Raw genomic sequence first — 12,818 nt, forward strand, 5'->3', positions numbered from 1 at the left:
CTACACCCCAGGTAATGGAAGTAACTGGAGCAATAGCACCCGATAGACTAAAAGCACTGGTAACCAGAAGTATTCACAGCAACAGCAGTTTGAATGAAGTATGTTGCCCCATCGCCAAACCTGGGAGTGAGACAATAATGAAAATTCTTCGAGCCGTTCTTATCGGGTCTTTTATCTGGGGAATAACCAACCTTGCTACAGCACAGCCAGACTCACACACGGGCCATAACGGCGACCAACACCCAGTAGTCGAGATCCCTTTACACAATGCTGCACCGCGCATCGAACTGGACATTAGTCGCGATAAAATGTCCGGATATAACCTACATATAGACTACGACCGGTTCGAATTTGAATCCCCTCGCCACGCCAATGATGCCTCAAAGCAATATCTGGAAGGTCATGCCCATCTCTATATCAACGGTAAGAAAATACAGCGAATCTATGGTCCAGACTTACACCTTCCCGACAAGCTGTTTAAATCGGGCTTCAACCAAATTACTGTCACTCTTAACGCCCATGACCACAGTACCTGGAGCCGGGGAGGGAAGAGAATTCTTGCAACTCTATTTATCCGGCTCGATAAGCCCGATCTGATATTGCATCGTTTTTCTACATCTCCAATAAAGCCGGGAGTAAGCACAGGCAAACCGGGATAATAATAGAAGTAACTACCAGTAAGGACTCAATCTCTCCTACCGACTCAGGGCATGGAGGCCCCAAGAACAGCTTTGGATAACCAAGCTAAGCTTATTGGCACTTAGCTTGAGCTCTTATCGTGAGACTCTCGGAGTGTTAAAAGATTGCCCTGATATTTACAGTAAGTGTAGGCTTGATCTTCTGAGCCGCGTTTCCTCAGTGGAAACAGAGTAAAATGCACCTGAGCTCACTGTGAACACAGGCTACTGAAATCCAAGCTACCGGCTATGTCGTTAAATATTCGCTATAAACTAAGCCTCGCTTTCTTATTGACTACAGCAATTACTGTTGGCGGAATGTTCGTATTCTTTCAGTGGAGCTTTAAGCATGGTTTTATGACCTATATCCAGTCTCAGGAGCTTCGCGAGGTCGGCGATTTAGTAGATGAGTTACAAGAAATCTACGCCAGCGAAGGGAGCTGGCAATCTATCGACGGCAATAGCAGGCGCTGGCAAAGACTCCACAGACGCGTGATGTCCAGTCACTTTGAGGATATGCCACCCCCACATCGTCCACCTCCGGGTACGAGGGGGCCCCGCCGCCCGCCTGAGCCCCCACCTGAACACGCAGTGGGCAAGTCGCTTAATGCCCGCCTGGTCCTGTTGAACAAAGAGAAAAGACCTCTGATAGGTCGTTATTCAGGATCTGAGAACATGGTAATGCAGCCTCTGGTTGTGAACGGAGAAACCGTTGGTTACCTGGCTATCAATCCACTACCCGTGTTAGATGATGATTTGGCCGTAGGGTTTGTTAAAGAGCAATCGCGGACTTTCGCTCTTATCTCTGTTGCCACCTTCATTCTGGCACTAGCCATTGCCATCCCCCTTGCCTGGCAGCTGGTAAGGCCCATCCGTAAGCTGACCGAAGCGACATCCCATCTTACATCCGGCAACTTCAAAACCCGTATTGATATAGAGCAGCGAGATGAGCTGGGCCAATTAAGTGCTGACTTTAATCGGCTCGCCGCAACGCTGGAAGCAAATGAACATGCCCGAAACCGATGGATGGCAGATATTTCGCATGAGCTGCGCACACCTCTCGCAGTATTAAAAGGGCAGATTGAAGCCATTCAAGACGGTATCAGATCAGCCACACCAGAGAACCTGCGCATACTGCACAGCAAAATTCAACAATTGAGCCGCCTGATAGATGATCTCTATGAGTTGTCTCTCTCCGACGCGGGGGCACTAAGTTACTGCAAGTCCGACATCTCCCTGGAGAATATCCTACGAAGTGTTATCGAAGACTTTGAAATTCCATTCGACCAGAAAGGTATTCGCTTAAGCAGTGACCTCCAACTATCGGAAGATAAGTTAGTCTACGCAGATGAAGCACGCCTCAATCAGTTATTTAGCAACCTGTTAACCAACAGCCTGCGCTACACCGATAGTGGGGGACAACTCAAAGTAACTGCGCGCTGTGAAGCCCGAACAGCCATTATCACTTTCGCCGACTCCGCCCCCGGTGTTGCCAGTGCTGATATACCACACCTGTTCGAGCGCCTGTATAGAGCAGATAGTTCACGCAGCCGGGAAACCGGCGGTGCGGGTTTGGGGCTATCAATTTGCCAAAATATTGTTACAGCACACGAGGGTAGCATTTCTGCAACTCCGTCCACTATGGGCGGTCTTGAAATAAGTATTTTTTTACCCCTAAGCCAAAGGATTAAATGGTAGGAAGTTATGAGCGCCAAAATATTAATAGTCGAAGATGAAACCGAACTTGCGCACCTACTACTGGATTATCTTCATGCCGCCGACTATCAAGCCGAGATCATTTCTGATGGTAATCAGGTTGTCCCCAAAGTGGAAACTATGAAACCGGATTTGATCCTTCTCGACCTGATGCTACCTGGGCGGCATGGGATGGAGATTTGCGAAGAGATTCGCCAAAAAGGCAACGACGTTCCAATTATTATAATGACTGCGCAAATTGAGGAACCCGATCGTTTGCGCGGCCTGGAATCCGGTGCCGACGACTATGTTTGTAAACCCTACAGCCCCAGGGAACTCGTCGCACGGGTGAAAGCGGTGTTGCGCCGTCGACCACAAAAGGGCGAAGTCGGAAATGGTGGCATCGAACTAGATAGAAATACCGGGCAACTGCGAATCGGAGGTAAAGACGCCAATCTTACTGCGCTGGAGTTCCACCTATTTGACCTACTTTACAGTGAGCCCGGTCGAATTTTTTCCCGCGAACAAATCATGGACCGTATCTATTCCGATTACCGCGTAATCAGCGACCGAACTATTGATAGCCACATCAAAAAAGTGCGCAAGAAAATATCAGTGCTTATGCCTGAAAAAGAGTTAATTCACTCTGTCTACGGTGCTGGCTATAAGTTTGAGATAAATTAATTATGCCTGGGGGCACGCAGCCCCCAGATTCACACTACAAAGCTTCAGTAGCCAATTTTAACCATTCAGCAGTTTTTTCAGTAACCAGCGGGGTAATCACATCCCGCACCCTCTGGTGGTAACGATTCAGCCATTCCCGTTCAGTCTCAGTGAGTAGTGCCACGTCAATCAAATTACGGTCGATCGGAGCTAACGTAAGTTCTTCAAATTCTAGAAAATCTGGATAATTTTCGCTCTTTTTCACAAACACCAAATTTTCAATACGGATGCCGTACTGCCCTGTGAGATAAAACCCCGGTTCGTTGGAAACGATCATCCCCGGCTGAAGAGCAACACCTGTTACAGCCTTACCTATCCGCTGTGGCCCCTCGTGAACACTTAAGAAACTACCAACACCGTGACCGGTACCATGGGCATAATCCAGCCCTACCTCCCACAGCGAACGGCGTGCAAGCGCATCAATTTGCTCTCCACAAGTCCCCCTGGGGAATCGCAAAGTCGCAATTGCAATATGTCCCTTTAAAACCCGGGTAAAATTTTCTTTTGCCGAAGGCGGGAACTCACCCAGAGCAACAGTTCGGGTAATATCAGTGGTGCCATCTGGATATTGGCCTCCAGAATCGCACAGATATACCCCTTCTGGCTTTATAGCCAAACTGGATTCAGGGCTCACCCGATAGTGCACAATGGCCCCATTCGGACCATAGCCGGAAATTGTCTCAAAACTGTTGCCCTGAAAGCCTTCGCGAGCCTCCCTTTTACTCCGTAAAAGCTTTACTGCGGACAATTCGTCAAAATGGCCTGTCGCAACCTGTTCAGGTATTTCCGCCAGGAATTCACACACCGCAGCACCATCCCTTTCATGTGCAGCCTGGCTGCCTGCCAGTTCAATCGCATTCTTACAGGCCTTGGCTTCCGTGACCGGGTCACCTTCCAGCATTAGTTCAATATCCAGTGCCCGCAATTGCTGTAAAGTCCAACTGTTGCTAATCAGGGGATCTATCCATATTTTATTGACGTGGCGGCGCTTAATATTTTCAAATAATTCCCCTTTGGCCACGACTAGACTTACATCTTTATCCAAGTGCTCAATCAACGCATCCCCTACAGCGCCCTCCCCCAAATAAAGAGTTGCACTGCCATCCCGATAAAGGACTGCATTGGCCAAGGCCACTGGTAAGTGCGGAATATCCTCTCCACGGATATTAAAAAGCCAAGCACAGCTTTCAGGATTTGGTAGCCATAAAGCATCGGCTCGTTTTTCTGCGAGACGTCGGGCAATCCTCTGCCGTTTCTCTTTGGAATGCTCACCAGTAAAGATGAAGGGGTGTGGGCGCGCAGGCCCACAGGGAGATGCGGGGCGGTCATTCCAGATGGCATCAATCGGGCTCTGTTCCATCGGCTGCAGTTGGATATCCCTTTCAGCCAATCGCTTCTTGATCAAGGCCAATCCCGGCTCCGTGTGCAGTCGCGGGTCATACCCCAGAGACTGACCGGCATCCAGCTGACTACACAGCCACTCAATGATCGCGACTTGACTGAGGCTCATTAACTCAATGGGTTGATCACCAAGTTGTTGCTGCGCCTGCAAGGTATAGCGACCATCAACAAATAATGCCGCTTCTCGACTGCCTACCGCAGCCATTCCTGCGGAACCAGTGAAACCTGTCAGCCAGGGCAGTCGCTCATCTGCCGCAGGCACACTTTCATTTTGGTACTCATCAGCGCGGGGTACCAAGAAAGCATCGACACCCTGCCGCTGCAACTCTTCCCGCAATGCCTGTAAACGCTCCCGGCTCATAACCTCTCCCCTTCAATAACTGAGTTTGCCACTGCACCGCTAAAAGCCCTTCGATGACTGTTGGCCACAATAGAGTACAGTGTTAATCCAAATGGATTTGAGCAAATTGTCCAGGTGTGCCAGTCCCGCTGGCAACTCAGCCCATTGACATGACCCCATTCGCCGAGCTGGTAAACTGACAAGTCTAATTTCGCAGTATACCCCACCCTCGGAGCAACGCCTGCGTGTATAATACGCCCCTATTTTTTTCGAATATCCAGTGATCGAATCTTAAAGTATGGGTCAAAGTTCTTCCCTGGCAGGCTTTGCCGGCCGCCGCACCTTCGCCATTATTTCCCACCCGGACGCCGGTAAAACAACCGTGACCGAAAAGCTTCTTTTGTTCGGGAATGCAATACAGCAAGCGGGCTCCGTTAAGGGGAAAAAAGGTCCCCACGCACGCTCTGATTGGATGACGATGGAACAGGAACGCGGTATTTCTGTTACCTCTTCCGTTATGCAGTTCCCCTACAAAGAGAGGACTGTAAACCTACTGGATACACCGGGACACGAAGACTTCTCTGAAGATACCTACCGGGTACTCACCGCCGTCGACTCCGCACTGATGGTGATTGACGGGGCCAAAGGTGTGGAAGACCGCACCATCAAGTTGATGAATGTGTGCCGCTTGCGAACCACACCGATTCTCTCATTTATCAACAAACTCGACCGGGATATTCGCGACCCGATCGAGGTAATGGATGAGATTGAAGAAGTTCTGAATATCCAGGCTGCCCCTATCAATTGGCCTTTGAGTTCAGGAAAAGGTTTCAAGGGGGTCTATAACCTCTACACCGATACCATCCATGTATTCTCCCAAGGTCAGGGCCACAGAATTCCCGATGATATTCAAATTAAGGGTCTGGACTCCGCTGAGGCTGACGCACTACTTGGCGAGTACGCCGAGGATATTCGGGAAGAGATTGAATTGGTTCGTGGAGCCACTCATGAGTTTGACCAGGAAGCTTATCTTGCCGGTGAACTGACCCCGGTATTTTTCGGTACGGCCTTGGGTAACTTTGGCGTAAGGGAAATGCTCGATGGTTTCGTTGAATGGGCGCCCTCACCCCAATCCCGGGAAACCAAAGAGAGAAAAGTAGAGCCCAGCGAAGATAAATTCTCCGGCTTTGTTTTTAAAATCCAAGCGAATATGGACCCCAAACACCGCGATAGAATTGCCTTTATGCGTGTCTGCTCCGGCACCTACAATCGCGGTATGAAAATGAAGCATGTGCGCATTGGCAAGGATGTAAAAATTGCCGATGCGGTGACATTTATGGCTGGCGACCGAACCCACGTAGAAGAGGCCATTGCCGGCGATATTATTGGTTTGCACAATCACGGTACTATCCAGATCGGCGATACCTTTACCGAAGGCGAAGCACTGAAATTTACCGGCATTCCCAATTTCGCCCCGGAACTGTTCCGTCGCATACGTTTAAAAGACCCTCTCAAATTAAAGCAATTACAAAAAGGGCTTCAGCAGCTTTCTGAAGAGGGGTCAACCCAGGTATTTTTCCCGCTGGATAACAACGACATTATCGTGGGCGCAGTTGGTGTACTACAGTTCGAAGTAGTCGCTTACCGATTAAAAGACGAATACAAAGTTGAAGCCATCTACGAAAACGTCAACGTGAACACTGCGCGCTGGGTAGATAGTGAAAGCGCCAAAGAACTAGAGAATTTCAAGCGCAAGGCCAGTAGCAACCTGGCACTCGATGGCAGCGGACACCTAACATACTTGGCACCGACGCGCGTTAATTTACAATTGGCTGAAGAGCGCTATCCGGAAGTTCGCTTTTATGCCACGCGGGAACACTAAAGCAGCAAGGCTAAATACCTTTGCTGAAACCTTAGTGTGACAGCAGTAAGAAAGAGGCAAATAATGAGTCAGTTTGTAGAAATACCTACTGAAGTACCCAATGAAGTACCTCGGCTGGGCAATCGCATCACCAAAGCTATTGGCAAGTTGATAATCAAGGTACTCGGCTGGCGAATGGATGGGAAAATCCCTCCAGAAAGAAAAGTCATGGTGGCTTTGGCTCCCCACACATCCAATTGGGATTTTGTGGTTGCCATGCCATTTATTATGGCATTGGGTATTAAAATTTCCTGGCTCATGAAAAAGGAAGCTTTTTTCTTCCCGTTTAAAGGACTATTTATGTGGCTTGGAGGTGTTCCTACCGATAGGCGCGCCGCAGGTAATATCGCTCTACAAGTTGCATCGAGTTACCGGGAAAATGAAAAAATGTGGGTGGGGATTACTCCCGAGGGGACCCGCAAAAAAGTAGGGCGCTGGAAGAACGGTTTTTTAAGGATTTCCTATACCGCTCAAGTTCCTATTTTGCTTGTTGCCTGGGACTTTCCCAATAAGCGTATTTGTATTGACTCCCTGTACCAGCCTATCGGTGATCTGGAACAGGATATGGCAGAGATCCAAAAGCGCTTTAGCAAGTATCAGGGGTATTACCACGATAATGAAAGTACTCTTGAAAAGGGGTAACCAGTCCACTCGTGATACAGTTAAGTAGTGAGCTTTCTACTTATACCTACCTGATACTGACAGTAATCGCCTTTACCGCAGGCTTTGTCAGTGCGATCGCCGGGGGAGGGGGAATAATCACCCTCCCCGCTTTACTCTGGGCCGGCATTCCCCCACTCGATGCTCTCGGTACCAATAAGTTTCAAAGCGTCTTTGGCACCCTATCATCCACCATTAACTTCCTGCAAAAAGGCCAGTTGAATTTACGCCCCCTCTGGCCAGGACTACTTGCTGCAATTATCGGTTCCTGCCTAGGCACCTTAACAGTCGCTTCACTTGGGGAGGCTGGCCTCAATACCTTACTTCCCATCCTGCTCATTGCTATTGCCCTCTACTTTATTCTGTCCCCTCGCATTTCCGACATTGACTCAAAACCCAGAATCAGTAACGTTACTTTTAATCTAGTTGTTGGCGGTGGGCTCGGCTTTTACGGGGGCTTCTTTGGCCCTGGGATGGGGTCTATCTGTGCAGCCGCCTTCGCAGCGCTACTCGGCTACAATATGCGTGCGGCTACGGCATCAACAAAACCTATTGTGCTCGCTACCAATGTGACCTCTATGCTAATTTTTATCGCTGGAGGCCATATTTTTCTATTGCTCGCTATCGCTATGTCTTTTGCCCAGGTTGTAGGAGCTCGTCTCGGCTCCAACCTCGTGATTGCAAGAGGTGCCAGTATTATCAAACCGGTAATCATTATTGCCACCATTGCTGTGGCAATAAAACTATTAGTGGAGGATTGATATCGTGACCTGGCTGGCAACGCTTATTCTTTCTTTCATTGCCTTTGTTATTGTGGTTTGGGTTCTTATGCACCTGCGCAGACCCAGATTTCGAATGGACCGAGGCAGTTTTGTTAAGGGCCTTGAAGATGTAATCACCGGGCAAGCCAGCGATACTGAATGGCGAGCACTCCTCGCCTGCCCAATGCGACACGACCCAAAGCTTGAAGAGATGCGACAACGTTGCCTCAATATTGAAGACAGCGAATATACTGGCGAACCGCCCTACTTATTTACAGAAAAAGGCCTGCGTAAGTTACGTGAAATTCGCGAGCAACTGATCGCGGCCTCATCAAATAACGAGCCAAAAGCTTAAGACTGAAGAGTATTAACAAAGGATAGACCGATGTTGAAACCACTGCTTTCCCTTACCGGGGGACTGATCACTACCATGGCACTGGGAATAGCCCAGGCAGCCCCTCTGTCACAGGAAGATGTATCTGTGGCGGAAGTATTACGTGACCAGGCACTGGAAAGCTCCGACGCCTACAGTATTGTAGAGTCTTTGACCGTCGAGGTTGGACCACGACGGACAGGCACTGAGGGTGATGAAAGAGCCGTTGCCTGGGCACAAGACAAAATGAAGGCATTTGGCTTTGATCGCGTCTATACCGAGCAAATTGAGGTACCCCGCTGGATTCGTGGCCATGCTCACGCCGAAGTCATATCCCCTTTCCCCCAGCCACTAGTTGTCTCCTCCCTCGGCTATGGCGCCGCCACTCCTGAGGGAGGGTTAACAGCGGAAATTATTGAGTTTCCCGATGTGCAGGCCCTGTTGAAGGCCCCGGCCAGCCAAGTGAAAGGTAAAATCGCTTTTATCAATAAGCGTATGGAGAGAGCGCGCACGGGGGATGGCTACGGCCCTGCAGCGCAAGGTCGCAAGCTGGGAATGCGTGCTGCCGCTGAAAAAGGGGCTGTTGCCATGCTGTTGCGCTCCGTAGGAACCGACTCAGACCGATTTGCCCACACCGGTATGATGTCGGTTGATGATGTGGAAAACCCAGTTCCTGCACTCGCACTTTCCGCTCCTGATGCAAACCTGCTCGAGGCTATGCTCCAACGCGGCAAGCCAGTCCAGGTAAAACTTGATGTTGAAACTGAGCGACTGAGTGACGGCCCCTCTTTTAATGTCATCGGTGAGATTACTGGCCGTGAGCAACCTGAAGAAGTCATGATTATCGGTGCGCACCTGGATTCCTGGGATGAAGGCACCGGGGCCTTGGACGACGGAGCTGGGGTTGCCATTGTTATGGAAACTGCACGTCTAATTGCTGAGCTGCCACAGCGCCCCCGTCGTACCTTGCGAGTCGTGCTGTTTGGTGCAGAGGAAATCGGATTGGTAGGTGCTAAGCAGTATGTTGAGGCACACGTAAAAGAACTGGACAATATTATTGCCGTCTCCGAATCAGACTTTGGAGCAGGGAAAGTCTGGCGTTTCGATACCCGTCTCCCTGAGAGCAAATTTGATATTGCAGATCAAATGATGCAACTCCTCGCCCCCCTGGGTATTGAGCGCGGGAATAATGAATCTTACGGTGGCCCAGATAGCAGTGTGTTTGTTGCGCGCGGTGTGCCAGCCTTTGGTCTATACCAGGACGGTACCGACTACTTCGATTATCACCACACACCCAACGATACCCTGGATAAAGTCGACCCTGAGAATCTTCGTCAGAATGTAGCGGCCTGGGTTGTAATGTCTTTCCTGACCACAGAAATGGAAGGAGACTTGGGCCGAGTTCCTACTGCCTCTGAATAAATAAAAGATACAGACGATATTTTTAAAGCCCCACCTGGTGGGGCTTTTTTTATCCCCAAACTTTTCTTCTCTCGCATACTGGCGTACCAATCAGCCGCAGTAATCCACAGATTTATCGCTCATAACACTGTTAATAACTGATGTCCGTTTTATGGCGCCTTTGTTACCAACAGAAACCATGGATAGAGCTGTGTATAACTCCGGGATATCCCCGGCCAGCCCCGTGATTGCTTGGCTCTATTGAAGGCGGGTAAAAAAGCAGCACTTTTGCGCAGATTTCCACAGCCAGCGGTTACTAACAGAAAGTCTGGATAGAGTTGTGCATAACTTTAATAAACGGGCTACAGGCCCCGTGGTTACAGGGGATTACTGCAGAGACTAAAAAATCACCGATATTTTTATGGGCTAATTTTAATTTTTGGCGGGAGTGGTATGGGTACTTTTCTGGTATTTACGAGGGTTATTTTTGTTGGATTATTTTTTGAGTGAACGCAAAGGCGTTTGCTACGGAGGTCGGTAAAGACCTATTTTTATAGGCTTTTTAGGAGAGCGTCTGTTTAAGGTACTCAGGTAATTTTAGCTTTTTCTTTTTTTATTTACTGACTGACTTTTTAAGAGAAAGTGGAGCATTAAAGTTTTTCAGAATTACTTTTATTTTTTCTATTTAATTTTTACTAAGTATTTTCTGCTTTCTCTCTCTTATTTTTTTAGCTTTTGTTTTTGTTTTTGTTTTTTTAAATATTTTCAGCCATAAAAAAAGGGCCACCCTATTGGGTGGCCCTTTTCGGATTAGAAGCCTGACGATGACCTACTCTCACATGGGGAAGCCCCACACTACCATCGGCGATGTTGCGTTTCACTTCTGAGTTCGGCAAGGGATCAGGTGGTTCCACAACTCTATTGTCGTCAGGCAAACTGGCTTGGGTTGACGTTGGTCTTATAAGCAATGTGCTTGGCCTGCCGTGTTATCGCTGTTTGCCTCGGTCATATTGTTGACCGGCGATAACCCCAAATAAGTCGGTAAAACAATCTGTAGTAATACACCGCAAGCGATCGTATGTCTCTAACTCACAATCCGCTAGCTTAGCTAGTCGTTAGTAACCATCTCTGTTGTATGGTCAAGCCGCACGGGCAATTAGTACTGGTTAGCTCAACGCCTCACAACGCTTCCACACCCAGCCTATCAACGTGGTAGTCTTCCACGGCCCTTCAGGAGGCTCAAGGCCTCAGGGAGATCTTATCTTGAAGGAGGCTTCCCGCTTAGATGCTTTCAGCGGTTATCCCGTCCGAACATAGCTACCCGGCAATGCCACTGGCGTGACAACCGGAACACCAGAGGTTCGTTCACTCCGGTCCTCTCGTACTAGGAGCAACTCTTCTCAAATCTCCAACGCCCACGGCAGATAGGGACCGAACTGTCTCACGACGTTCTAAACCCAGCTCGCGTACCACTTTAAATGGCGAACAGCCATACCCTTGGGACCGGCTTCAGCCCCAGGATGTGATGAGCCGACATCGAGGTGCCAAACACCGCCGTCGATGTGAACTCTTGGGCGGTATCAGCCTGTTATCCCCGGAGTACCTTTTATCCGTTGAGCGATGGCCCTTCCATACAGAACCACCGGATCACTATGACCTACTTTCGTACCTGCTCGACATGTCTGTCTCGCAGTCAAGCGCACTTATACCATTATGCTCATTGCATGATTTCCGACCATGCTGAGTGCACCTTCGTACTCCTCCGTTACTCTTTGGGAGGAGACCGCCCCAGTCAAACTACCCACCATACACTGTCCTCGATCCGGATAACGGACCAGAGTTAGAACCTCAAACATACCAGGGTGGTATTTCAAGGACGGCTCCACAACAACTAGCGTCGCTGCTTCAAAGCCTCCCACCTATCCTACACAAATAGGCTCAAAGTTCAGTGCAAAGCTGTAGTAAAGGTTCACGGGGTCTTTCCGTCTAGCCGCGGGTACACTGCATCTTAACAGCGATTTCAATTTCACTGAGTCTCTGGTGGAGACAGCGTGGCCATCGTTACGCCATTCGTGCAGGTCGGAACTTACCCGACAAGGAATTTCGCTACCTTAGGACCGTTATAGTTACGGCCGCCGTTTACCGGGGCTTCGATCAAGAGCTTCGCCGAAGCTAACCCCATCAATTAACCTTCCGGCACCGGGCAGGCGTCACACCCTATACGTCCTCTTACGAGTTTGCAGAGTGCTATGTTTTTAATAAACAGTCGCAGCCACCTGGTCACTTCGACCGGCCTCAGCTTAGGGAGCAAGTCCCATCACCAAAACCGGCGTACCTTCTCCCGAAGTTACGGTACCATTTTGCCTAGTTCCTTCACCAGAGTTCTCTCAAGCGCCTTGGTATTCTCTACCTGACCACCTGTGTCGGTTTAGAGTACGATTCACTATTACCTGAAGCTTAGAAGTTTTTCCTGGAAGCAGGGCATCAACCACTTCACCCACTAAGTGGGCTTCGTCATCAGTTCTCAGCCTTAGGGACCCGGATTTGCCTAAGTCCCCAGCCTACAACCTTAAACATGGACAACCAATCGCCATGCTGGCCTAGCCTTCTCCGTCACTCCGTCGCAGTAATAGCGAGTACAGGAATATTAACCTGTTTCCCATCGACTACGGCTTTCGCCCTCGCCTTAGGGGTCGACTAACCCTGTCCCGATTAGCGTTGGACAGGAACCCTTGGTCTTCCGGCGGGGAGGTTTTTCACCTCCCTTATCGTTACTCATGTCAGCATTCGCACTTGTGATACCTCCAGCAGACCTCCCGATCCACCTTCAACGGCTTACACAACGCTCCTCTACCATGCTCCTAAG

Annotated in this window: 9 protein-coding genes and 2 rRNA genes (1 of these 11 cut by a window edge); 8 read left to right on the top strand and 3 right to left on the bottom strand. The window is 49.4% G+C overall.

The window, feature by feature from the left end; all coding sequences use genetic code 11:
• Positions 1-137: 137 nt before the first annotated feature.
• The 3 genes from ACJJIN_RS14755 (at position 138) to ACJJIN_RS14765 (ending at position 3,056) form a co-directional block, all read left to right on the top strand.
• Positions 138-659 (top strand): hypothetical protein, encoded by a 522-nt coding sequence (locus tag ACJJIN_RS14755; protein ID WP_444895233.1) that lies wholly within the window; start codon positions 138-140, stop codon positions 657-659.
• Between the two features lie 267 nt (positions 660-926).
• The gene (locus tag ACJJIN_RS14760) at positions 927-2,375 is read left to right on the top strand and encodes an ATP-binding protein (RefSeq protein WP_444895234.1); all 1,449 of its coding nucleotides are present in this window, start codon (positions 927-929) and stop codon (positions 2,373-2,375) included.
• Positions 2,376-2,381: 6 nt separating this feature from the next.
• Positions 2,382-3,056, top strand: a complete 675-nt coding sequence (locus tag ACJJIN_RS14765) for a response regulator (RefSeq protein WP_444895235.1) — start codon at positions 2,382-2,384, stop codon at positions 3,054-3,056.
• A gap of 34 nt (positions 3,057-3,090) precedes the next feature.
• Here ACJJIN_RS14765 and ACJJIN_RS14770 read toward each other — a convergent pair whose 3' ends face one another.
• Positions 3,091-4,857: an aminopeptidase P family protein gene (locus tag ACJJIN_RS14770; protein WP_444895236.1), complete on the bottom strand. Its 1,767-nt coding sequence runs from the start codon at positions 4,855-4,857 to the stop codon at positions 3,091-3,093.
• Between the two features lie 277 nt (positions 4,858-5,134).
• On the opposite strand from ACJJIN_RS14770, the gene ACJJIN_RS14775 reads away from it, so the two are divergent.
• From ACJJIN_RS14775 to ACJJIN_RS14795, 5 genes are all read left to right on the top strand, one after another.
• A complete protein-coding gene (locus tag ACJJIN_RS14775; protein ID WP_444895237.1) occupies positions 5,135-6,718 on the top strand; it encodes a peptide chain release factor 3 in 1,584 nt (527 codons plus the stop codon).
• Positions 6,719-6,781: 63 nt separating this feature from the next.
• The gene (locus ACJJIN_RS14780; protein WP_444895238.1) at positions 6,782-7,399 is read left to right on the top strand and encodes a 1-acyl-sn-glycerol-3-phosphate acyltransferase; all 618 of its coding nucleotides are present in this window, start codon (positions 6,782-6,784) and stop codon (positions 7,397-7,399) included.
• Between the two features lie 11 nt (positions 7,400-7,410).
• Positions 7,411-8,178 carry a TSUP family transporter gene (locus ACJJIN_RS14785; protein ID WP_444892752.1) on the top strand — a complete coding sequence of 256 codons (768 nt, stop codon included), beginning with the start codon at positions 7,411-7,413 and terminating at the stop codon, positions 8,176-8,178.
• A 4-nt stretch (positions 8,179-8,182) separates the two neighbouring features.
• Positions 8,183-8,533: a hypothetical protein gene (locus ACJJIN_RS14790; protein ID WP_282934336.1), complete on the top strand. Its 351-nt coding sequence runs from the start codon at positions 8,183-8,185 to the stop codon at positions 8,531-8,533.
• 30 nt (positions 8,534-8,563) lie between these two features.
• A complete protein-coding gene (locus ACJJIN_RS14795; RefSeq protein WP_444895239.1) occupies positions 8,564-9,973 on the top strand; it encodes a M20/M25/M40 family metallo-hydrolase in 1,410 nt (469 codons plus the stop codon).
• A gap of 795 nt (positions 9,974-10,768) precedes the next feature.
• Here ACJJIN_RS14795 and rrf read toward each other — a convergent pair.
• Positions 10,769-10,884, bottom strand: a 5S ribosomal RNA gene (gene rrf, locus ACJJIN_RS14800).
• Between the two features lie 203 nt (positions 10,885-11,087).
• A 23S ribosomal RNA gene (locus ACJJIN_RS14805) occupies positions 11,088-12,818 on the bottom strand; it runs 1,151 nt beyond the window's last position.

Source organism: Microbulbifer maximicatervae (SeqCode), assembly GCF_052467505.1.